The organism is Sphingomonas phyllosphaerae (assembly GCF_029623345.1).
GTDB classification, from domain to species: domain Bacteria; phylum Pseudomonadota; class Alphaproteobacteria; order Sphingomonadales; family Sphingomonadaceae; genus Sphingomonas; species Sphingomonas phyllosphaerae_C.
The window spans coordinates 1-21,019 of the sequence record NZ_JAPYKH010000021.1; the positions used below are offsets into that span (position 1 = coordinate 1).

Consider the following 21,019-nt stretch of genomic DNA (forward strand, 5'->3'; position numbering starts at 1 on the left):
TTCCCACATCAGCCCGCCCCCGCAGCACAACGCTGACGGGGGCGCTCGTGTCGGCGCCGCGCCGGTCCCGCCCGCTCACCGCGGTACTCGCCGGTCTGGTCGCGCACGCCGCGCGGCGCTAGGGCACGATCCCCCTTACCGGAAACCCGCATGACCGCGCTCGGCCTCGACTTCGGCACGACCAACACGGTTCTCGCCCGCATGGACGCCGGCGACACCGCTCCGACACTCGTCGCGCTCGACGGCGACGCCGCGCTCTACCGCACCGCGCTGTGTTTCTGGCACGACGCCGGCGCGCGCGACGGCCTCGCGGCAGCCGCCGGCCCTGCCGCGATACGTGAATATCTCGACTTTCCTGCCGACAGCCGTTTCCTCCAGTCGTTCAAGTCGGTCGCGGCCAGCACCTCCTTCGACACCGCGCCCGTATTCGAGAAGCGCTACAGCTTCGAGCAGCTCGGACGCCTGTTCCTCGCGCAGATCAGCGAAGCGGCCGGCGGTGCATTCGACCGTGTCGACCGCCTCGTCGTCGGCCGCCCTGTCACCTACGCGGGCACGCGCCCGGACGCGGCGCTCGCACGCCGCCGCTATGATGCCATGTTCGACGGCATCGCGCGCGAAATCCATTACGTCTACGAGCCGCTCGCCGCCGCCTTCGCCGATGCCAGCGCGCTCGATCGCCCGGCGACGCTGCTCGTCGCGGATTTTGGTGGCGGGACGAGCGACTTCTCGGTTGTCCAGGTCGCCGCGCCGGGCGCGAAACGGCGCTGCACGCCGCTCGCGCACGCGGGCATCGGAATCGCGGGCGATCGCTTCGACGCCCGTATCGTTGATCAGCTCGTCCTGCCCCAGCTCGGCAAGGGTGGACGTTACCGCTCCTTCGACAAGGTGCTCGATATTCCCGGCGGCTGGTTCGTCGAGGTCGCGGATTGGTCGCGGCTGGCACTGATGCGCAATCGCCGAACCCTCGCCGAGCTGGAGAAGCTGCGACGTAGCGCGCTCGATCCCGAGGCGATCGCGCGGATGATCGCGCTTATCGAGCATGAACAAGGCTATGCGTTGTACGACGCGGTCGGGCAGCTCAAGCGAGCGCTGAGCGGGGCCGAGCAGGCGCGCTTTCGCTTCGAAGGGGAGGGGATCGCAATCGATACCCAAGTGCGCCGCGTCGACTTCGAGCGCTGGATCGCCGACGATATCACCCGCATCGCCGCGACGCTCGACACGGCGCTGGCGCGTTCGGCGGTGACCGAGGCGGCGATCGATCGCGTTTTCCTGACGGGCGGTACCTCGCTGGTCCCCGCCGTGCGGGCGCTATTCGAGGCGCGCTTCGGCCCGGAGCGGATCGCCTCGGGCGGCGAGCTCACCTCAATCGCACACGGCCTCGCGCTGGTGGCGCGCGAGGACGATCCCACCATCTGGGCACAGGCGGCGGAATAGCAGTCCGGCGGTGCTGCGAAGTGAGCCGGCGCCGCAGCCGTTGCCGATCGCGTGTCAATCGGCAACGCGCTCCATCAACGCAAGCGTCTGCGCCGAGAGCCGGCCGCGTGGCGCCGCGCGCGGCAGCGTCACCAGCCGGCGCCGCTCGCCATGCGCCGCCATCGCCACGCCGGCGCCCAGCGCGCCTGCGACAATGACCCCCGCGGCGAGCAGCTGCACCATCGCCCAGCCGAGCGCCAGCGCGCTCACGCGCCCGCTGCGCTGATCTTCGCGGCGGTGCGGTTATAGGTGTTGACGAGCTGGTTGCCGAGGCCCTTCATCGCCGCAATCGCGGCGACCGCCACCAGCGCGGCGATCAACCCGTATTCGATCGCGGTGGCGCCGCGGCGGTTACCCAATAAGCGTCGGAACATGGCAGCGCATCCTCGGAGCCCGCGCGGCGGGCCGGTCGCTGCTGCCTTAACCGCGGGACGTTAACGCTTCGCCACCAGCCTCACGGCACCGAAAGCGGGCCGGGCAAAGGATGAGGAAACCAGCGCAGCAGCGCATCGCACAGCGCGGTGGCCACCGCCTCGGGTGATCCAGTCGCCGTGCCGGCGGCGCGCGCGGTGCTGGCCTCGGCCGTCCACACCACCTGCGAGTCGGCCCGCAGCGAGATGGTGACGCGCAGCTTGGTCACCACCAACGCGTGAAGCTGCTCCTTGCGCGAGGGCAGGCCGACCGAGAAGCCGCCGCCCTGGTAGACCGGCGGCGCCACCTCGGCGCCGCGCGACGTGACCACTCCATTCTCGGTCGCGCTGACCGCGAGCTCGGCAACGTAGCGGCTGTGTGCAGCGTCGGGCAGCGGGGTGAAGTCGGCGCGCGCGAGCGCTTCGGTGGCCGCTTCAACGTAGCGCGCCGCGGCGGGCCCCGATCCACGGTCGCGCACCACCACCGCCACCGTGCCCGGCACCGGCGCCGCCGCGGCGGCAAGGAGCAGCAGCGGGGTCACGCCCTCCACCTCGCGCTCACAGGAAGCCTTGCGTCGAGTGGCCGACCACCGCGTGCGGGACGTAGGCCTCCTCCAGTCGCGCGATATCGCCCTCGCTGAGCCCCAGCTCCAGCGCGGCGAGCGCGTCGTCGAGGTGCCCCGGCTTGGAAGCGCCGACGATCGGCGCCGACACCTCGGGCTTGGCGAGCACCCAGGCCAGCGCGACCTGCGCGCGTGGCACGTCGCGCTCGGCCGCGACTGCCGCCACCGCCTCGACGACGCGGCGATCGGCCGCGGCGGTGTGCTCGTACAATGTCTTGCCGAACGCGTCGGTGCGCGAGCGCTCGGTCGCCTCGTCCCACTCGCGTGTCAGTCGCCCGCGTGCGAGCGGGCTCCACGGGATCACGCCGACGCCTTCCGCCGCGCAGAGCGGCAGCATCTCGCGCTCCTCCTCGCGGTACAGCAGGTTGAGATAGTTCTGCATCGTCGCAAAGCGGGTCCAGCCCTCGGCGTCGGCGACGTGCAACATCGTGGCGAATTGCCACGCCGCCATCGACGACGCCCCGATGTAGCGTGCCTTGCCCGCCTTGACCACGTCGTGCAGCGCCTCGAGCGTCTCTTCGATCGGCACCTCGAAGTCGAAGCGGTGGATCTGGTAGAGGTCGACATAGTCGGTGCCGAGCCGGCGCAGGCTGGCGTCGATCTCGCTCATGATCGCCTTGCGGCTGAGCCCGGCGCCGTTGGGACCGGGACGCATGCGCCCGTGCACCTTGGTGGCGATCACCAGCTCGTCGCGCCGCGCGAACTCCTTGAGCGCGCGGCCGACGATCTCCTCCGAGGTGCCGTCGGAATAGACGTTGGCGGTGTCGAAGAAGTTGATCCCCGCCTCGACCGCCCGTCGCAGGATCGGGCGGCTCGCCTCCTCGTCGAGCGTCCAGCTGTGGTTGCCGCGGTCGGGCAGGCCGAAGGTCATGCAGCCGAGGCACAAGGGCGAGACGTCGAGGCCGGTGGTGCCGAGTTTGCGATAGTCCATCTGGGTGCCTCGTCTCGAGTTCGTCCCGCCCGAACGTGCGGGACCGCGCCGCGGTCCATCGCTCACACCACGACCGCTGCCCCGGTCGGTAGCGCGGACCTCGGCGCCAGCCCATAGGCGACCGGGTCGTAACGGTGAGGCGCGCGGTGGCCGCGACATAGGCGCGCATCGCCGTGCTTACCCCGGCGGTGAGCGGCAGCCCGAGCAACCGCTGCACGCGCGTGCTGCCCGAGCGCATCTGGCCGACGACGATCACCGGTGCGGGGATCGGCTGCGCCGCGATCTCGGGGTGGCGTCGCCACAGAGCGTGCGCGCGGAAGCGCGTCGCCAGCGCGCCAACGAGCTGGCCGTGCGCGATCGTCCGGCCAAGGCCGCTGAGCTGCGCCGGTCCCTCGAGATCGTCGCACAAGAGCGCGGGCCGCCGGCGCCACCCGACGCCGTCCTCGTCGGGATCGACCCCGGCGCGGCGCGCCGCCATGGCGACCAGCGCCGTCGGATCGAGACCGGGCGTATGGGCCCAACCCGCCGCCCACAGACGGCGGAGCGCCGCGTCGGCGACCCGGATTGGGGTCGAGGGCGCCCTCCGGTGCAGCGACGGGGGCGGAACGGCGGGGGCCAGCATCGAGCGAGAACGCGCCTTGACGCGGCGCGTGCCCCAAGCGGTCGATGGATAACGATAATTCACGAGTGAGCGGCACGGCAGCGCCGCCCGCCGGTCGCGCCACGGTGGCCGGCGGAACCGCGCGCGCGCCCGCTCGTCTCCTCGCTGGGGCGGAACGGGGGGAAGAACGACATGCGGCTGTTCATCTTCGGACTTGGCTATGCGGCGCGCGCGATCGCCGACGCGGCGGGCGCCCCCCTGCTCGCCACCACGCGCGACGGCCGCGACGGGACAATCCGCTTCGACGACGCCGACGCGGTGCGCGCCGGGCTTGCCGCCGCCACGCACGTGCTCGCCTCCGTTCCGCCCGAGCACGACGGCGCCGGCGACGACCCGGTGCTCGCGCGGTATGGCGCGTTGCTCGGCCGGCAGTGGCTCGGCTATCTCTCCTCCACCGGCGTCTACGGCGACACTGCGGGCGCATGGGTCGACGAGAGCGCTCCCGCGGATCGCGGTCGCCGCGCCGGCCGCAACCGCGCCGACGCGGCGTGGCTGGCGCTCGGCGCGCGCGTCTTCCGCCTGCCCGGCATCTACGGCCCGGGCCGCTCGCCGCTCGACCGGGTTGCCGCCGGCGAGGCGCGGCGTACCGGCGCGGCCGGGCAAGTGTTCAGCCGCGTCCATGTCGCCGACCTCGCGCGCGGCGTCGTCGCCGGCTTCGACGCGCCCGCGGCTGCCTATAATCTCGCCGACGACCTGCCCGCGCCGCAGGACGCGGTGCTCGAGCACGCCGCGCGGCTGCTCGGCCTGCCCGCGCCGCCGATCGTGCCCGTGGCGGCGCTTAGCCCGGCGGCGCGCGCCTTCCACGCCGAGAACCGCCGCGTCTCCAACGCCAAGGCTAAGCGTGTGCTCGGCTGGCACCTGCTCTTCCCCGACTATCGCACCGGCCTGCGCGCGCTGAGCGCCACCACCAGCCCGACCCCGGCGAGCGCCGCCCCCGCCGCGGCCAGCGGCGTCCAGCGATAACCCTCGTACAAGGTCGACAGCAGCATCGCGATCACCGGCACGATCACGCTGTTGTAGGCCGCCTTGGCCGGACCGATCACGCGGATGAGGCGGAAGTAGAGTGTGAAGGCCAGCGCCGAGGCAGCGATCCCGAGGTACAGCACGCCCGCGACATAGCTCGGCCGCGGATCGAATACCGGCGGGCCGGTGGTGAGCCAGGCCCAGCCCGCGTCCATGCCGGCGCCGAGCAGCATCGCGGCGGCGAGCATCGGTACCATCGGGTAGCGCCGCGCGCGCTCGGTCGCCTGCATCACGTTCGACACCGAGGCCGAAAGGATCGCCACGAGGGTGAGCGCGATGCCCAGCACGGTCTGGTGCGCGCCATTGGCGTCGCCGCGCGCCTCGCGCACGAACAGCAGCGCCACGCCCGCCATCGCGATCGCCGAGCCGGCGAGCAGCTGCCGCCCCAGCCGCTGGCCGAGGAAGATCCGCCCGAACAGCGCGTTGGGCACCAGCAGCAGCGCGAAGGTGACCGCCACCAGCCCCGAGGTGATATGCTGCTCGGCACGGTAGACGAAATTGAAGTTCATCACGAACTGGAGCAGCGCCACCAGTGCGGCGAAACGCCAGAAGCCGGGGTCGCGCCGGTGCGCGCCGCCGAGCTCGCCGCGCCAGGCGGCGACCGCGGTGAGGGTCAGCCCGGCGACGAGGAAGCGGTAGCTCACCGACCAGCTCGGCGGCACACCGGCGCCGGCGAGCTGGTCGCGGATGACGATCCAGGTCGAGCCCCAGATCAAGGTGACGATCGCGAAGGGGATGAGCACCGCCGCGCGCGTGCTGTTGGGGCGGGGGGTCATGGGGCCGATCTGGCGGCGAGCGGCGCCCCTTTCCTTGAGGGGAGGGGCTGGGGTGGAGCACCTCCCCAAGCGCGCCGACCGCGGGAGCACGCCACCCCCGGCCCCTCCGCTGAAGGGGAGGGGAGAAAATTACGCGCGCTCACAGCGCCGCGATCGCCTCTGCGAGCGGGCGGATGTCCTCGGCGCGCTGGTCCCAGCTGATCACCAGCCGCGCCTCGCCGGGACCCCAGTCGTAGAAGTCGAAGCCGAGCGACCGCAGCCGCGCCGCTTCCTCAGGCGTGACGCGCAGGAACACCTCGTTCGCTTCGACCGGGTGGACCAGCCGCTCGCCCGCCGCTTCGGCGAGCAGCGCCGCGCCCGCGTTGCTCGCGCGCGCGCAGTCGAGCCACAGGTCGCGGTCGAGCATCGCGAGCAGCTGCGCGGCGAGATAGCGTCCCTTGCTCAGCAGGTGCCCGGCGCGCTTGCGGCGGAACAGCGTCTCCTCCGCCAGCTCGGGGCGGAAGAAGACGAGCGCCTCGGCGTTCATCCCGCCGTTCTTGACGAAGCCGAAGCTCAGCGCGTCGACCCCGGCGCGCCAGGTGAGATCGGCGGGCGAGGCGCCGGTCGACACCACCGCGTTGGCGAAGCGCGCGCCGTCCATGTGGAAGCCGAGCCCGCGCCCCGCCGCCAGCGCGCCGAGCGCGGCGACCTCGGCGGGCGTGTAGACCCGGCCATATTCGGTGGCGTTGGTGATCGAGAGCGCGTGCGGGCGCTGCTGGTGCACGTCGTAGCGTTGCAGGTCGAGCACCGCCGCGGCGGTATCGGGCGTCAGCTTGGCGCCGGTGCCCTCGGCGAGCAGCAGCTTGGCGCCGTGGGTGTAGAATTCGGGCGCGCCGCACTCGTCGTTCTGGATGTGCGAATCGCGGTGGCACAGCACCGCGCCGTGCGGCGGGCACAGTGCGGCGAGCGCAAGGCAGTTGGCCGCGGTGCCGCTCGGCACCCACAGGACGCGCAGCGTCTCGGTCTCGAACAGCGCGGCGAAGCGCGCGTCGAGCGCCTTCGACCAGCGATCGCCGTCATAGGCGGTGTCGAGCTTGTCGGCGTCGGCGAGGGCGCGCAGCACGGCGGGGTGAACCGGCGCGGCATTGTCGGAGAAGAAGCGCATGATCAGTGCCTTCGGTCAGCCGCGCGGGGCGGTCAAGGTGGTGCCGGCGGGCGCGAATGTTGCGAATGTTGAGTCCGTCGCGCGTGTCGCGCCGCGGCCACGCGGGAGGGAGTCAGAGGCGGGACGCGGCGGGGCGCGGTGACGATGGGGCATGCGGAGAGGGATGGCACGGCGGCGGGGTCGTAGGACAGCGGCCGCCGTCGCACGCGCGTGGCCGATCGGCCACACCGACGGTTTTTTCCAATTTTGTTGGACCCCCCCACCGCCGCGACCCGTTCGAACGGGCGAGGCGCCGACGCATCGCGCCTCTCTCACGAAGGTATGACATGAAGACGTTGCTTCTGGCAGCCGTTGCTGCCGCTTTCCTCGTTCCCGCCGCCGCCCAGGCGCAGGACACCACCAGCGACGGGTCGCGCAAGTTCGGCATCGACCCGTACGTCGGCGTGATGGGCGGTTACGAGGGGTTCGAGAGCGATCCCGGCCACGGCATCCCCTATAATGCGCCGGGCAACCGCCTGAAGGGCGGGCTGGTCGAGGGCGTGGCGGGCGTCAATGTGCCGCTCGGTTCGTTCTTCGTCGGCGTCGAGGGCAATGCCGCCAAGGGCTTCAGCGGCGACGTGGATTGGGAATATGGCGTGCACGGGCGCGCCGGCGTGCGCGCTGGCGAGACCGGGCTGGTCTATGGCAAGGTCGGCTACCAGTGGGTCAATTTCGACCGCTACGGCCCGAACAGCGGTGACTATGGCCGCATCTCCTACGGCATCGGCGGCGAGTTCGGACCCTCCGCGGTCGGCCTCGATGGGCTGGTGAAGAAGGAAGGGGTGCGTTTCCGCGCCGAGATTTCGACTCGCGGCGACTTCGAGACGGTGCGCCCCATGGCGGGCGTGATCGCGCACTTCTGAGGCGTGCGGGTGCCACCCCCGCGCTTGCCCTGTCGGGGCGCGTGGGGGTGGTGCATGCGGTGATGCGAGTTTGTGTTCGCAGCGAGGGCAGCAATTCCCTGCCACGTTCACCGATACGTGAAATTTCGTCACCCCGGCCCTGAGCCGGGGTCCATCGTGCCGCATGCACCTAAGCCGTTGCTGTCACGGGACCATGGATCCCGCCTCGCAGCCGGGATGATGACGGTTGCGGGCCCGGAACCGCAGCGGCGTCTCGCCGTCGCCCGCTGGTAGGGCGGTCTCAGCTTCGGTCCGATGCGTCCTCTTGGCGCCTCCGCGTGCACCCCTCACCGCCGCTTCGTCAGAATCCGCCCGGCCCTCCGTCCTCCTCGAAGCCGTCGCCGCCGTCCTCGCCGCGACCCTCGTCGAGACGCCGCCGCTCGGGCACGCGCTCGCGCGGCGCGGGTGGGCGGGGCAGCTCGATGCCCATCTCGCGCAGCCGGTCGAGCGCGTCCTCGACGCGGGGGCGTGCCTCATCCACGGCGCGGCCGACGTCGCCGCCCAGGTCGACACCCATCTGGTCGAGCATGTTGGCGGGATCGATCGGCGCCGCCATCTCGTCCTCCACCGGCGCGACCGCGACCGGGATGTGCAGCGCGGACATCATGAACTGGCGCCAGATCTGCGCCGGGATGCCGCCGCCGTGCAGCCCCGGGTTGGGCGCGCTGTCGTCGCGCCCCACCCACACGCCCACCACCAGGTCGCCGGCGAAGCCGATGAACCAACCGTCGCGACCGCCTTGGCTGGTCCCGGTCTTGCCGAAGGCGCTGACCGGCAGGTTGGCGCCGCGCCCGGTGCCGCGGATCGACGAGCCCAGCAGCGTGCGCATCTCGTCGCGGATCTTGTCGGGCATGGCGCTGTCGCGCCCCGCGATCGCCTCGTACCAGCTTGCGCTGCGCCCGCCCTCGACCCCGCGCGGCACCACCGGATAGCGCCCGCTCGCCACCGCGGCATAGGCGCCGGTCAGCTCGAGCAGCGACACCTCGGACGTGCCCAGCCCGATCGTCGCCTCGTTGGCGATCGGCGTGGTGATGCCGAGATCGCGCGCCGCCTTGATCACGTTGCGCACGCCGACCTGCTGCGTCAGCCGCGCCGCCACCACGTTGGACGAGCGCGCGAAGGCGCGCTGCAGCGTGATCGGGCCGAGGTAGCGGCCGTCGTCGTTGCGCGGCTTCCACCCCGCGATCTCGACCGGCGCGTCGTCCATCACCGTCGCGGGGGTCAGGCCCGAGCGCATCGCGGCGAGATAGACGAACAGCTTGAAGGTGGAGCCCGGCTGGCGCTTGGCCTGGACGGCGCGGTTGAACGCGCTGGTCCGATAATCCTTGCCGCCGACCATCGCCACCACGGTGCCGTCGGGCTTCATCGCCACCAGCGCGGCCTGCATGCCGCGCAGCGAGGCCTGGCGCACGACGCGCTCGGCGGTGCGCTGGAAGCCGCGGTCAAGCGTGGTGCGCACCGTCGCCTCGGTGCCGGACTCGCCCGCCACCTCGCGCGCCGAGGGCAGCACCCAGTCGGCGAAATAGGTGCCGGTGGGCAGCGTCTCAGGCCGCTCGGCGAGCACGCGCTGCGGCTGCACCCGCGCCGCTTCGTCCTGCGACAGGAAGCCGGCGTCGACCATCGCGCCGACCACCACCGCCTGGCGCGCGCGCGCACCCTTGAGGTTACCGGTCGGCGCCAGCCGCGACGGTGCCTTGACCAGCCCGGCCAGCATCGCCGCCTGGCCGACGCTCAGCTGGATCGGGGTGCGTCCGAAATAATGCCGCGACGCCGCGGTGATGCCGTAGACGTTGTCGCCGAAATAGACGTTGGAGAGATAGCGCGAGAGGATCTCGTCCTTGCTCAGCCACGCCTCCAGCCAGAAGGCGATCATCGCCTCGCGCAGCTTGCGCGCGGCGGTGCGGTCGGCGTCGAGGAAGGCGTTCTTGGCGAGCTGCTGCGTGATCGTCGAGCCGCCCTGGCGCACCCCGCCCGAGCCGAGATTGGCCCAGGCCGCACGCGCGATGCCGCGCGGGTCGACCCCCCAGTGCGAGTAGAAGCGGCGGTCTTCGATCGCGAGGAACGCCTCGCGCACGTGCGCGGGCAGCTTGGCGGCATCGACGGGCGCGCCGATGATCGCGCCGCGCCGCGCGATCGGCGTGCCGTCCGCCGCGGTGAGCGTGATCGAGGGCGGCGTCGGCGGCTTGAGCGAGCGCGACAGGGGCGCAGTTACCGCCAGCCAGATCACCGCGACGACGAACAGCACGATGAAGGCCGCGGCGCCGCGCACCAGCCAGCGACCCCAGCGCACGCGCCGCCACCAGGGCCGCGGCGGCGGCAGTGGATCGGGCCAGCGCCGCCGCTCCTGCTGCCAGAAGCCGTCGTCGTCGCGCGACGGCTCGTCCCACGGGCGCTCGTCGCGCGGTGGAGGCGGCGGCGGCGGGGCGCCGTCGTCACGCCACGAGTCGAAGGACGGGAGCGGCGCGCCATGCTCGTCGGTCACCGCGCCGGGCGAGTCGCCGCGCGTGTGATGGTAGCGGACGCGGCCGGGTTCGTAGGGGGGGCGCATGCTGCGGAGTGTCTTACAGCGATATGACAGTTGTCGCAAGGCGCGACCGCGTGCCATGAGGGCCCCAGCATGAGCGAGGAAGCGACAGGCGCGCAGGCGCCGCTGGTGGTCGGGATCGGTGGTACGATCGGCGGCATCTCATCGACCGAGCGCGCGCTGCGCGTCGCGCTCGACGCCGCGCGAGAGGAAGGGTTTCGCACCCGTCTGTTCGGTGGCGAGGACATGGCGCGGCTGCCGCTCTACGACCCGCGCGCCACCAGCCGCACCACGGCGGAGCGCGCCTTCGTCGACTCGGTGCGCGACGCCTCGGCGGTGATCATCGCCAGCCCCGGCTACCACGGCAGCATCTCGGGCGTGGTGAAGAACGCGCTCGACCTGCTCGAGGAGACCGCGCGCGACCAGCGGCCCTATCTCGCCGACCTGCCGGTCGGGCTGATCGCCACCGCCTATGGCTGGCAGGCGACCGGCTCGACGATTGCGGCACTGCGCTCGATCGTCCACGCGCTGCGCGGCTGGCCGACGCCGTTCGCCGCCGCGATCAACACCCAGCTGACCAAGTTCGACGACGTCGGCGGGGTCAGCGACCCGGCCGTGCGCGATCAGCTGCGGCTGATCGGACGGCAGGTCGCGCGCTTCGCGCCGCTCGCGGGCACGATGCCGGCGGAGTGATTTACCTCCGCTACGGATGTTATACTTTCATAGTGAATGTAGTCACTTAGCGGAATCTTAGCGGTGCCGGGCGCAAGGCGGACTCCTCGGCCGCTCATTTCGTTCGGCCGTCAGCGGGGGCGGCCCGGATGGTCGAGTGGTTCGGTCGGCACGCGCCGATTCGCGTGAAGTTCAAGGTGCTCACCTTGGTGTACCTGGTGCTGTCGAGCGCCATCGCGGGATGTGCCGTCTACGGCGTGCTCGCCGGTGCCGCGGCCGATCCGCGCCTCGTGATCGGCGGTGCGCTCGCCGGGGTCGTCGCGGTGGTCGCGGTGACGCTGATCGCCGCGCGGCTGATCTGCACGCCTTATGTGGAGACCGTGGTGCGGATGGAGGGGCTCGCCGCGGGCGACCTCGACAGCCCGGTGGATCATACCGCCAACCGCGACTGCGTCGGCCGCATGACCAAGGCAATGGCGATCTTCCGCGAGAGCTCGCTCGCCGCGCGCGAGTGCGACACGCAGCGCCAGATGGCGCTGGCGATGGGCGAGGGGCTCGGCCGCCTCGCCGCGGGCGACCTCACCGCGCGGATCGACGCGGAGCTGAGCGGCCCGTTCCTCAAGCTCAAGCACGATTTCAACGACGCGGTGGTGGCGTTGCAGGCCACGATGAGCTCGGTCGCGCAGGTGTCCGAGGGCATCCACCGCGGCGCGGGCGAGATCAGCGCGGCGTCGGACGACCTGTCGCAGCGCACCGAACAGCAGGCCGCGAGCCTGGAGGAGACCGCGGCGGCGATGGAGCAGATTACGGCCACGGTGCGCGAGACTGCTTCCGGCGCGGGGCGCGCCAACCAGATCGTCGGCGTCGCGCGCGCCGAGGCGGAGGAATCGGGCGCGGTGGTGCGCCGCGCGGTCGAGGCGATGGCGGGGATCGAGCGGACCTCGTCGGAGATCTCCGACATCATCGCGGTGATCGACGCGATCGCCTTCCAGACCAATCTGCTCGCGCTCAACGCGGGCGTGGAAGCGGCACGCGCGGGTGATGCAGGCCGGGGTTTCGCGGTGGTCGCCTCGGAGGTCCGCGCACTGGCGCAGCGTTCGGCCGACGCTGCCAAGGATGTCAAGCAGCGCATCACCGCCTCGGTCGAGACGGTCGACGCCGGCGTCGCCCTGGTCAGCGAGACCGGGCGCTCGCTCGAGCGGATCATCGGCCGCATCGGCGAGATCAGCACGCTGGTGTCCGACATTTCGGGTTCGGCCGAGCAGCAGTCGCAGGGGCTGCAGCAGGTCAACACCGCGGTCGGCGAGATGGACGGGGTGACCCAGCGCAACGCCGCGATGGTGGAGGAGGCCACCGCGGCGGCGCGCAACCTGGCGGGCGAGGCGGACACGCTTGCCGCCGAGATCGCGCGCTTCACGCTCGGCGGTGCGCCGATGGCGGCGCCGCGCGCGACCGTCCGCGCGCTGCCGAAGCGGGCGGCGAGCGCGGCGCCGGTGCCGGCGCGTCGGCCCGCACCGGTCGCGCGGCAGCGCGGCAGCGCGGCAGCAGCGGTGGCAGAGGACGACTGGTCCTCGTTCTGAGCTCCGGCGCGACGCACCTGCGCAGGCAGGAGCCCAGGATCACTGGCGCGACGCTCGTGGCGCCGTGCTCCTGCGTGCGCAGGAGCACGCTCGCGCTTCCCTGACGCGACAGGCCGAGCGCGCGAGCCCGCCCGCGACCCGCCTCAGTAAAACAATTTCCGCAGCGACAGCCGCACGGTGCGCCCGATCGGGTCGAGATAGCCCGGCTGGAAGCCGATCGGTACCTCGCCGGCCTGGTCGGTGACTCGCTGGCGTGTGTTGAACAGATTGTCGAGCTGCAGGCTCACGCGCGCGCCGCGCATCCAGGGGTGCGCGCGGACCCAGTCGATCCGGCCGCCCAGGTCGGCGAAGAGGCGCAGATTGGCGGTGGCGATGCTGCCGAAGTCGAGCGTCTCCGGGGCTGCCGCGGTCCCGCCGTTGACCCGCGTGGCGCTTTGGTAATTGACCGAGATCCGCGCGCCGAGACCGTTGTTGGTATAGCCGGCCTGACCCTCGAGCTCGTGGCGCGGCTGGCCGCCGGCGCTCCCGATCGCATCGCCGTCGAGCAGGTTCAGCACCGGGCCGCTGTCCGCGACGGTGACTCGCTCGGTGAGATGCCAGGTGTGATAGAGCGCGAACTGGAGCCGGCCACCCGCCTGCGCGCCGCCGCCGCGTCCGAACCGCCCGAAGCCGCCGCCGGGATCACCGCTACCCGGTCCGCCGCCAGCCCCCGCGCCACCGCTCCCGCCCGACGGCGCGCCGTTGCCGCCCGGCGCCGGCGTGCCGTCGCCGCCGCGCGCGGCGCTGCCGTCGGGCCGGGTGCGGTCGATGGCTCCCTCGCGGCCGCCGCCCTCGCCGCCGCGCCGCTCGCCGGGCGGGCGCATGCCGGCGAACGGGTTAGGGCCGGTGCCGGCGCGGAACGCCTCCAGCTCCTTCTGAATCTTCGATTTGAGTCGGAACGACAGATTGACGCCGTAGCGCAGCTGCGACGTCTCGCGCCGCGCGAAGTTGATCGGGCGCGTGTCGATGCGCAGCAGATTGCCCTCGGCATCGCGCGTGTAGCGATCGGGGAAGGCCGCCTCGATCGCCGCGGTGGCGCTGGGAAAGCTGGCGATCGGGTCGTCGGTGGTCTGGCGCGTGTAATCGGCGCGGAAGCGGATGTCGCGCGCGCTCCACGGCTTGACGTCGAGCCCGACCTTGAGCGCGTGGCGCTCGTCCCGAACCAGCAACGGGTTGCCGCCGGTCACCGTCGTCACCGTCGCGGTGGTGCCGCGGACATAGTCGAACACGCGCACGCCGGGGGTGGACACCACCGGGTTGCCGAGCTGCGCCGCGGTCGGCGCCTCGGCTTGGTCGGTCACCGAGGCGAGCAGCCGCACCGCCTCGATCGGGCGCCAGTTGGCGCCATAGCCATAGGTCCACAACGTACCGAAGTCGGAGACGCGGTCGGCGGCGACATTGCCGTTGAGCGAGAGATTGCCGAGAAAGGCCAGCACGCCCTCGGCGCGGCTGGCGATCGGCAGGTCGAGGTTGAGCTGGGTGGAGGCGATGTCGCGCCCGATGTCGGCCGCCACCGGCGTGCCGAAGCGCACCGAGCGGCTCGAGAAATCGCTGGTGGAGGCGCCGATGCGCAGGCTGGCGTTGGCGTCGCCCGCGGGCAGCGCGAACAGCGGCCCGCTCGCCAGCGCGTCGAGCCCGGCGGTGGTCGAGGTGGAACGCGCGCTGTTGTCGGCCGCGCGTGCGAGCGTCAGCGGGCCATAAGGATTCGCCGCCGGGTCGAGCGCGGTGAGCTGCGCCTGCAGCGCGCTGCCGTCGAAGCCGGTCTGCGTGACGGTGTTGCTGCTGTCGCGATCGACGTTCCCCGTCACGGACCAGCGCCAGCGCCCGCGGTCACCGTTGAGCGTGCCGCCGAGATGGAGCTGGGTGGTCTCGATCTGCTGGGTGAGTGGATCGATCGTGTCGAACGCGCGCGTCAGCGTCACCGGCACCGCGAACGGCGAGAAGGGATTGCCGACCGGTAGCGCCAGGTCGAGCTCGGCGAGGCCGCGCAACGCCTCGGTGCGGCTGTGGTCGACGGTGGCGTTGAGCGTGGCGCCGACGTTGCCGAAGATCGTCGTCGCATAGGTACCGTTGGCCGAAACGGTGCGCTCCTGCGGCAACAGCGTGCGATAGGCCGACTGGTCGGTGACGTTGCGCGTCGAGCTGAACTCGCCCAGCAGCGGTGCTCGCGTCGCGGCGATCTCCGGCACACCAAGCGATGACGCGGTGCCGAACAAAGGATCGATCGCGACACGCCCGCGCGTCGCGACATTGCCCCCGATCGCGGCGGTGTTGGGCGAGGGCAGGATGTCGCGCTCGGCCTCGGTGAGCGCGTCGGCGCGATTGTACTCGAGGTGGAGGTTGACGCGCCCCTGCTCGCGGATGCGCAGCAGGTCGAGCTCGCCGCCCGGCGCGTTGCGCCCGCCCTCGGTGGCGAGCCGGTCCTCGATCTCGGCGGTGACCGCGCGGAAGCGGCGGCGCAGCACGAAGTTCACCACGCGCTGGTCGGCGCGATAGCCGTATTTGAGCGCGACCTCCTCGGGCAGGATGTCGACCCGCGCGATCGCCTCGGTCGGCAGGTCGCGGATCTCCTGGAAGCCCGAGATGCGCCGCCCGTTGAGCAGCACCACCGGGGCGCCGCCGGCGCCGCGGCCCGAGCGCGTCTGCGGGCTGAGCTCGTTGAGCAGCTCGGTGACCGAGCTGACGCCGTAGCTGCGGATATCGGCGGGGGAGAGCTGCTCCTCGGGGGTGATGTCGCCCACCACCGCGCCGCGCTGCGTCCGCGCGCCGGTGACGACGATGTCGGCGGGCTCGTCCTCGTTCTCGGCGGGGGCGTCGGCCGGCGCGGTGGCAGGGGTGGCCTGGCTCGACTGCGCCGCGGTGCCGGCGCCGGGCGCGGGGGTGGCAGCGGCGCTGCCGGTGGGCGCGACGGTGCCGGGCAGGTCGCGCTGCGGCTGCTGCGCGGGTGCGGGCGCGGCGATCGGGGCGGCGGAGGCCAGCAGAAGGTATAACACGCGCATCACTCGCTCCCTGCCCGGCGGTATCGGCCGGACGAGCGCGCTACGGCGGGTTTGTCGCACAATTATGCCGGACGTGGTTGATGTGGGTAGGAGCGCGACGCAGCGGCCTGATCCTCCCCTTGCAGGTGAGGATCGAATGAACGTCGCTACGGCCGAACCTAGCGCACGATCCGCACCGGCACCGACTTGGCCGCGGGTACGTGGCTTTCCTCGGCATGATGCGCGAGCGCGATCAGCGGATTGCACTCCGGGTAATAAGCGGCGATGCAACCCGGCGGGACGTCATATTCCACCACGATCAGGTCGCCGACGCGGCGTTCGTGGTTGTCGCCCGCGTCGCTCGCCAGCGTCACCTTGTCGCCCGCGGTGAGCCCCGCGCGCGCGATGTCGTCGCGGTTCATCAGCACCACCTGGCGCGTGCCGTTGATGCCGCGGAAACGGTCCGAATAGCCGTAGATTGTGGTGTTGAACTGGTCGTTCGAGCGCAGCGTCAACAGGCGGTAGCGTCCGTCGCTGTCAGTGAAGCCGGTGGCGTTGAGCACGTCCGGCACCAGGAACTCGGCCTTGCCGCTCGTCGTCTCGAACACGCGCTCGGCCGCCTTGTTACCCTTCCAGAAGCCACCCTTTTCCTCGCGCAGCCGCTCGTTGAACCGCGCGAAGAAATGCGGGATCGCCTTGGCGATCTCGTCGCGCACCAGCGCATAGTCGCCGACCCAGGCGTCCCAGTCGATCTTCGGGTTGGGCGGCAGCAACGCCTGCGCGATCCCGGCGACGATCGCTGGTTCGGACAGCAGGTGCGGGCTCGCCGGCTCGACCTTGCCGAGCGAGGGGTGGATCACGCTGGTCGAATCCTCCATCGTCACGCGCTGCGGGCCGCTCGCCTGCAGATCCTGCTCGATCCGGCCGAGGCAGGGCAGCAGCCAGGTCTCGCCCGCGGCGGGAATGAGGTGGCTGCGGTTGAGCTTGGTGGCGATCTGCACCGACAGGTCCAGCTTGGCCCAGCCCTCCTCGAGCAGCTCGGTCTCGGGCGCGGCACGGACGAAATTGCCGCCGAGCGAGACGAACGCCTTCACCGTGCCGTCGATGATGCCGGCGCAGGCCTCGACGGTGTCGAGGCCCTTCTCGGTCGGCGGGTCGAAGCCGTAGAGTTCCTTGAGCTTCTCGACCGGCGCCAGCTCGGTCTTCTCGGTGATGCCGACGGTGCGCTGGCCCTGGACGTTGCTGTGCCCGCGCACCGGACACACACCCGCGCCGGGCTTGCCGATATTGCCGCGGAGCAGCAGCAGGTTGACCAGCATGCGGACGTTGTCGACGCCCTTGACGTGCTGGGTCAGCCCCATGCCGTAGATCGCCATCGTCGCGGTGGCACGCGCATACGCCTCCGCCGCCTGTTCGAGCGCCGCGCGGGTCAGCCCCGACTCACGCTCGATCTCGTCCCAGCCGGTCGCCCGCGCCTTCGCCTCGAATGTGGCGTAATCGTGCGTGTGCGCCGCGACGAAATCGTGGTCGACGTGACCGTTCTCGATCACCCATTTGGCGATGCCCATCATCGCCGCCAGGTCGCCGCCCGCCTTCACCTGGTGATATTGCGTGGCGATGGGCGTCTCGCTGCGCGTCGCCATCTCGACCGGGTTCTGCGGGTCGGTGAAGCGCTCCAGCCCGCGCTCGCGCAGCGGATTGAACACGATGATCTGCGCGCCGCGCTTGTGCACCGCCCGCAGCTGGTGGAGCATGCGCGGGCTGTTGGTGGCGACGTTCTGGCCGAAGTGCAGGATACAGTCGGTGTGGTCGAAATCCTCCAGCGTGGTGGTGCCGACCGGCACGCCGATCGCCGCCTTGAGCCCGACCGAGGTCGATTCGTGGCACATGTTCGAGCTGTCGGGCAGGTTCTGGTTGCCGTACAGCCGCGCCATCAGCTGGTACATGTACGAGGTCTCGAGGCTGGCGCGGCCCGAGGCGTAGAACACCGCCGAGCGCGGCGCGAGCGCCTTGAGCTTCGCCCCGATCGCGGCGAACGCTTCCTCCCATGGCGCGACGACGTAGCGGTCGCTCGCGCGATCGTATTTCATCGGGTGGGTCAGCCGCCCCGCTTCCTCGAGGCGATAGTCGCTCCAGCCACGCAGCTCGGTCAGCGCATGGGCACGGAAGAAGTCGGGGGTGACGCGCTGGCTGGTGATCTCCCAGGCGGTCGCCTTGGCGCCGTTCTCGCAGAACTCGGCGACGCTGGGCGGATTGGGCTTGGACCAGGCGCAGCTGACGCACATGAAGCCGTCGGGCTTGTTCTGCCGGGTCAGCTCGGCGGTGGTGACCGCGACGTTCTTCTCGCGCGGCACGATGTCCGCCAGCGAGCGCATCGAGCCCCAGCCGCCCGCGGGGCCGTCATAGGGCGTGAAATCGGGGCGATCGTCGTGCTGCTTGGTCATGCGCCTCTAACGCATGTGATCGGAAAAGAGCACCGCGTCCGACCGCGCCAGCGAGACGAGCGTCAGCCCCGCCGCGGCGGCGCGGTCGAGCGCCAGGCTGGTCGCCGCCGACACGGTCACCAGCGTCGCGCAGCCCGCCAGCGCGGCCTTCTCGACCAGCTCGTAGGAGCAGCGCGACGAGAGCAACGCGAAGCCGTCGTCCCACGCCAATCCATTGCGCGCTATCGCGCCGATCAGCTTGTCGAAGGCGTTGTGGCGGCCGACGTCCTCGCGTGCGAGCCGGATCGCACCCGTGGCATCGCACAGCATCGCGGCGTGCGCGGCGCCGGTGGCGCGATTGAGCGGCTGATGGTCGCGCATGGCGGCCAGCGCGGCGAAGATCGCCGTGGGCGCGACCGGCGCGCCGGTGACGTGCGGCAGCGCGCGGTGGACCGAGTCGAGATTGTCCATCCCGCACAGACCGCACGAACTGTCGCTGGCGCGGCGGCGCACCCGGTCGGCCACTGCGGCGGCGCGCGCGGGCGGCACCGCGAGCCGCGCGATCACGCCCTGCGCGGTTTCGATGAGGTCGAGCGCGGCGATCTCGCCCGCGTCGGCGACGATCCGCTCGGACAGCGCGAAGCCGGTGGCGAAATCGGCGAGATCGGCGGGAGTCGCCATCATCACCGCGTAACCGAGGCCGTTGACCTCGATCGCCACCGGATGCTCGGCGATTACCGTGCGTCGGTGCGGGGCGGCGGTGCCGTCGGCGGCGATGCGGCGGAAGTCACGGTCCATCGCCGCTGCCATGCCGCAGCCGCCGACGCGGCGCTAGCGCGGGAGCAGCGGCGCTCGGCCGCCGCGCGCCGTGTTGACCTAAGTAGTACTGATTCTTTTCGAGTCGCGTCGCTCTTTCTGACGAATGTTGGTGCATCGCGACCAGATGAGCGCACAATGCGAGGCGAGTCGCAGCGTATCGTGACAGAGTCTCCACAGCGGGAGGGATCACGCGATGACCACGATGGACGATCTCGATTACTATCGCCGCCGCGCCGAGCAGGAGAGCCAGGCCGCGCGCCACGCGCGCGACGCGCCGATGCGACGTCTTCACCTCGACCTCGCGTCGCGCTACGCCGAACGCATCGCCGAGGCGGAGCGGCGCGCGCCGAGACCGCGCGCGGGGGTGAACTAAGCGGCGCGGTCGTCGTGCCCCGGCGAAGGCCGGGGCCCAGTTGGGCGACGGCGGCGAGTATCACCTCGACATTCCCAGCCGGACATCGGCCTCCGCCGGGGAACACGGAGGGTCAGGCTTCCGCCGCTCCCTCCACGCGATAGTGGATCGGCTTGAAGCTGCCGCCGTTCGACGCCGGCGCCGAGCAGGCGGTGAGCCCGATGATCAGGTCGATCTGCGCCTCGAGCGTGAGATGGTCGCCGGCTCGGCTGGTTGGCGGCAGCACCTCCAGCTTCCCGGTCGCGCCGTCGACGGGCACGTTCATGAAGCAATTGAACGCCACCGGGATCATGTCCTCGGTGACGCCGTACGGCGCCAGCGCCTCGGCGAGGTTGCCGAAACAGCCGCGGTGCGGCGGCAGCTCGGGGTAGAAATGGTGGAACGTGTCGTAGGAGCAGGGCGTCAGCAGGAAGTCGTGCTGCCCGACCGTGTCCTCGACGATCGCCAGCATCGGCCGCGAGCGATTCGAGTAGAGCAGGTGGCCGGCGGTGAGCCGGATCGTCTCGGCATAGTCGAAGGTGCGCCCGGAGGAGATCACCTCGCGCACGTCCTCGGCATTGTACGCCAGCAGGTCCGCCACCTGGACGCCGCGCGGGTCGATCACGGTGAGCCGCTGACCCGCCAGCAAGCGGAAGGCGGTGCCGCTGCGCGGCGCGATCTCGATCGTCTCGCTCACGCGGGATCGCTCCCGCCGGCATAGTGGAACGGGCAGCGCCACGCGCCATCGACGACCCGCCCACTATACTGGCGCGCCTCGCTCAGCTCGCCGTGGCGTGCCAGCATCGGGTTGCGCGAACCCGCCACTTTCTCGTCGCGCACCATGATCGCTTCGCGCATCGTCTCGTAGCGGCCATCGGCGCGCAGCTGCTCGAACTGGTCGTGCAGGTTGAACACCAACGTCGGCCGCGCGAAGCGCCGCGCCGGGCGCGAGGCATTGGGGTGGAGCCCGACGACGAAGAAGGCCTCGCCGCCGAAGCTCAGCGAGAAATGCGGGCTGTCGGGATCGTGGCTGACGCGACCGTCATAGGACTGCCCGCGCCACACGTCCTTGTCGGAGATCGACTGGATGCGCTTCCACAGCGCTGCCTCGAAGGCGGGCTCGTCGAGTTCGTTGGGTCCCTCGAACACCACGGCATAGCTGCGGAACAACGTCGGCTCGACGCGGTAGGCGGCGGCGAAGCGGACCAGCCCGTCGTGGATGCGCAGGTCGTCCCACGCGCTGTCGAGGCGCGAGCAGGCGAGCACGTCGAGCGTCCCGCGCGCGAGCGCCGCCTTGGCGCCGACGCAGGGAAAGGAGCGCTCGGCGACATGGCCGTGGAGGAGAGTCTCGAGCTCCTCCTGGGCCTGGTGGGTCCAGCGGAACAACGGTGTGGCGGGAGCGGGCATAGGGTCGAGGATACGGGTGGCGCCGATGAAACGTTCCGCCGAATCAAACTGATGCGGATCAATGGAGGAGGTTTGGAGCCGGAGTACGGTCGGCCGCGATGCTTCCTTTATTCGTCGTCATAATGGACCAAGTCCGGGATGGCGCCGAGTGAGGTGGCGTGGGTCACCGCGAACCACTCGCGTCGCGCTCTCCGCCGCGAGTGC

Annotated in this window: 18 protein-coding genes; 6 read left to right on the top strand and 12 right to left on the bottom strand. The window is 71.4% G+C overall.

Annotated features, from left to right (window positions below; all coding sequences use genetic code 11):
- The first annotated feature begins 150 nt into the window (after window positions 1-150).
- On the top strand, window positions 151-1,434 hold the full coding sequence (locus tag QBJ89_RS16455; RefSeq protein WP_277981560.1) for an Hsp70 family protein: 1,284 nt from the start codon (window positions 151-153) through the stop codon (window positions 1,432-1,434).
- A 54-nt stretch (window positions 1,435-1,488) separates the two neighbouring features.
- Here QBJ89_RS16455 and QBJ89_RS16460 read toward each other — a convergent pair whose 3' ends face one another.
- The 4 genes from QBJ89_RS16460 to QBJ89_RS16475 all read right to left on the bottom strand — a co-directional run bounded on the left by QBJ89_RS16460 (window position 1,489) and on the right by QBJ89_RS16475 (window position 3,437).
- Window positions 1,489-1,683 carry a hypothetical protein gene (locus QBJ89_RS16460; protein ID WP_277981561.1) on the bottom strand — a complete coding sequence of 65 codons (195 nt, stop codon included), beginning with the start codon at window positions 1,681-1,683 and terminating at the stop codon, window positions 1,489-1,491.
- Window positions 1,680-1,847, bottom strand: coding sequence for a Flp family type IVb pilin (locus QBJ89_RS16465; protein ID WP_277981562.1), 168 nt, complete (start codon window positions 1,845-1,847; stop codon window positions 1,680-1,682). Before QBJ89_RS16465 ends, QBJ89_RS16460 begins: the two co-directional genes overlap by 4 nt.
- Window positions 1,848-1,927: 80 nt before the next feature.
- A complete protein-coding gene (locus QBJ89_RS16470) occupies window positions 1,928-2,425 on the bottom strand; it encodes a hypothetical protein (RefSeq protein ID WP_277981563.1) in 498 nt (165 codons plus the stop codon).
- A gap of 16 nt (window positions 2,426-2,441) precedes the next feature.
- Window positions 2,442-3,437 carry an aldo/keto reductase gene (locus QBJ89_RS16475; protein WP_277981564.1) on the bottom strand — a complete coding sequence of 332 codons (996 nt, stop codon included), beginning with the start codon at window positions 3,435-3,437 and terminating at the stop codon, window positions 2,442-2,444.
- Window positions 3,438-4,230: 793 nt separating this feature from the next.
- Here QBJ89_RS16475 and QBJ89_RS16480 point away from each other — a divergent pair.
- Window positions 4,231-5,061, top strand: coding sequence for an NAD(P)-dependent oxidoreductase (locus QBJ89_RS16480; protein ID WP_277981565.1), 831 nt, complete (start codon window positions 4,231-4,233; stop codon window positions 5,059-5,061).
- Here QBJ89_RS16480 and QBJ89_RS16485 read toward each other — a convergent pair.
- Both QBJ89_RS16485 and QBJ89_RS16490 read right to left on the bottom strand, forming a co-directional pair.
- Window positions 4,971-5,897, bottom strand: coding sequence for a DMT family transporter (locus QBJ89_RS16485; protein WP_277981566.1), 927 nt, complete (start codon window positions 5,895-5,897; stop codon window positions 4,971-4,973). The genes QBJ89_RS16480 and QBJ89_RS16485 overlap by 91 nt on opposite strands.
- Before the next feature lie 139 nt (window positions 5,898-6,036).
- On the bottom strand, window positions 6,037-7,041 hold the full coding sequence (locus QBJ89_RS16490; protein ID WP_277981567.1) for a threonine aldolase family protein: 1,005 nt from the start codon (window positions 7,039-7,041) through the stop codon (window positions 6,037-6,039).
- A gap of 326 nt (window positions 7,042-7,367) precedes the next feature.
- Between QBJ89_RS16490 and QBJ89_RS16495 the strand changes: the two genes are divergently transcribed.
- Window positions 7,368-7,943 carry an opacity protein gene (locus QBJ89_RS16495; RefSeq protein WP_277981568.1) on the top strand — a complete coding sequence of 192 codons (576 nt, stop codon included), beginning with the start codon at window positions 7,368-7,370 and terminating at the stop codon, window positions 7,941-7,943.
- A 340-nt stretch (window positions 7,944-8,283) separates the two neighbouring features.
- Here QBJ89_RS16495 and QBJ89_RS16500 read toward each other — a convergent pair whose 3' ends face one another.
- A complete protein-coding gene (locus QBJ89_RS16500; protein WP_277981569.1) occupies window positions 8,284-10,530 on the bottom strand; it encodes a transglycosylase domain-containing protein in 2,247 nt (748 codons plus the stop codon).
- 69 nt (window positions 10,531-10,599) lie between these two features.
- Between QBJ89_RS16500 and QBJ89_RS16505 the strand changes: the two genes are divergently transcribed.
- Together QBJ89_RS16505 and QBJ89_RS16510 are read left to right on the top strand one after the other, a co-directional pair.
- Window positions 10,600-11,199, top strand: a complete 600-nt coding sequence (locus tag QBJ89_RS16505) for an NADPH-dependent FMN reductase (protein WP_277981570.1) — start codon at window positions 10,600-10,602, stop codon at window positions 11,197-11,199.
- A gap of 128 nt (window positions 11,200-11,327) precedes the next feature.
- Complete coding sequence (locus tag QBJ89_RS16510; protein ID WP_277981571.1) at window positions 11,328-12,758, top strand: methyl-accepting chemotaxis protein; 1,431 nt, start codon at window positions 11,328-11,330, stop codon at window positions 12,756-12,758.
- Window positions 12,759-12,901: 143 nt separating this feature from the next.
- Here the strand turns inward: QBJ89_RS16510 and QBJ89_RS16515 are convergent, their stop codons facing one another.
- The 3 genes from QBJ89_RS16515 to fdhD all read right to left on the bottom strand — a co-directional run bounded on the left by QBJ89_RS16515 (window position 12,902) and on the right by fdhD (window position 19,008).
- Window positions 12,902-15,796 carry a TonB-dependent receptor gene (locus QBJ89_RS16515; RefSeq protein ID WP_277981572.1) on the bottom strand — a complete coding sequence of 965 codons (2,895 nt, stop codon included), beginning with the start codon at window positions 15,794-15,796 and terminating at the stop codon, window positions 12,902-12,904.
- 158 nt (window positions 15,797-15,954) lie between these two features.
- Complete coding sequence (locus QBJ89_RS16520; protein ID WP_277981573.1) at window positions 15,955-18,219, bottom strand: FdhF/YdeP family oxidoreductase; 2,265 nt, start codon at window positions 18,217-18,219, stop codon at window positions 15,955-15,957.
- A 6-nt stretch (window positions 18,220-18,225) separates the two neighbouring features.
- Window positions 18,226-19,008, bottom strand: a complete 783-nt coding sequence (gene fdhD / locus QBJ89_RS16525; protein ID WP_277981574.1) for a formate dehydrogenase accessory sulfurtransferase FdhD — start codon at window positions 19,006-19,008, stop codon at window positions 18,226-18,228.
- 202 nt (window positions 19,009-19,210) lie between these two features.
- Between fdhD and QBJ89_RS16530 the strand changes: the two genes are divergently transcribed.
- The gene (locus QBJ89_RS16530; protein ID WP_277981575.1) at window positions 19,211-19,390 is read left to right on the top strand and encodes a hypothetical protein; all 180 of its coding nucleotides are present in this window, start codon (window positions 19,211-19,213) and stop codon (window positions 19,388-19,390) included.
- Window positions 19,391-19,502: 112 nt separating this feature from the next.
- On the opposite strand, the gene QBJ89_RS16535 is transcribed toward QBJ89_RS16530, so the two are convergent.
- Together QBJ89_RS16535 and gntA are read right to left on the bottom strand one after the other, a co-directional pair.
- Window positions 19,503-20,105, bottom strand: a complete 603-nt coding sequence (locus QBJ89_RS16535; protein ID WP_277981576.1) for an urea carboxylase-associated family protein — start codon at window positions 20,103-20,105, stop codon at window positions 19,503-19,505.
- Window positions 20,102-20,815 carry a guanitoxin biosynthesis heme-dependent pre-guanitoxin N-hydroxylase GntA gene (gntA, locus tag QBJ89_RS16540; RefSeq protein ID WP_277981577.1) on the bottom strand — a complete coding sequence of 238 codons (714 nt, stop codon included), beginning with the start codon at window positions 20,813-20,815 and terminating at the stop codon, window positions 20,102-20,104. Before gntA ends, QBJ89_RS16535 begins: the two co-directional genes overlap by 4 nt.
- Between the last annotated feature and the right edge of the window lie 204 nt (window positions 20,816-21,019).

Bases quoted from the DNA above. Each gene is read 5' to 3' on its own strand.
- QBJ89_RS16455 (WP_277981560.1), top strand. From the start codon at position 151: ATGACCGCGCTCGGCCTCGACTTCGGCACGACCAACACGGTTCTCGCC.
- QBJ89_RS16465 (WP_277981562.1), bottom strand. From the start codon at position 1,847: ATGTTCCGACGCTTATTGGGTAACCGCCGCGGCGCCACCGCGATCGAA.
- QBJ89_RS16475 (WP_277981564.1), bottom strand. From the start codon at position 3,437: ATGGACTATCGCAAACTCGGCACCACCGGCCTCGACGTCTCGCCCTTG.
- QBJ89_RS16480 (WP_277981565.1), top strand. From the start codon at position 4,231: ATGCGGCTGTTCATCTTCGGACTTGGCTATGCGGCGCGCGCGATCGCC.
- QBJ89_RS16485 (WP_277981566.1), bottom strand. From the start codon at position 5,897: ATGACCCCCCGCCCCAACAGCACGCGCGCGGCGGTGCTCATCCCCTTC.
- QBJ89_RS16490 (WP_277981567.1), bottom strand. From the start codon at position 7,041: ATGCGCTTCTTCTCCGACAATGCCGCGCCGGTTCACCCCGCCGTGCTG.
- QBJ89_RS16495 (WP_277981568.1), top strand. From the start codon at position 7,368: ATGAAGACGTTGCTTCTGGCAGCCGTTGCTGCCGCTTTCCTCGTTCCC.
- QBJ89_RS16500 (WP_277981569.1), bottom strand. From the start codon at position 10,530: ATGCGCCCCCCCTACGAACCCGGCCGCGTCCGCTACCATCACACGCGC.
- QBJ89_RS16505 (WP_277981570.1), top strand. From the start codon at position 10,600: ATGAGCGAGGAAGCGACAGGCGCGCAGGCGCCGCTGGTGGTCGGGATC.
- QBJ89_RS16510 (WP_277981571.1), top strand. From the start codon at position 11,328: ATGGTCGAGTGGTTCGGTCGGCACGCGCCGATTCGCGTGAAGTTCAAG.
- QBJ89_RS16515 (WP_277981572.1), bottom strand. From the start codon at position 15,796: ATGCGCGTGTTATACCTTCTGCTGGCCTCCGCCGCCCCGATCGCCGCG.
- QBJ89_RS16520 (WP_277981573.1), bottom strand. From the start codon at position 18,219: ATGACCAAGCAGCACGACGATCGCCCCGATTTCACGCCCTATGACGGC.
- fdhD (WP_277981574.1), bottom strand. From the start codon at position 19,008: ATGGCAGCGGCGATGGACCGTGACTTCCGCCGCATCGCCGCCGACGGC.
- QBJ89_RS16530 (WP_277981575.1), top strand. From the start codon at position 19,211: ATGACCACGATGGACGATCTCGATTACTATCGCCGCCGCGCCGAGCAG.
- gntA (WP_277981577.1), bottom strand. From the start codon at position 20,815: ATGCCCGCTCCCGCCACACCGTTGTTCCGCTGGACCCACCAGGCCCAG.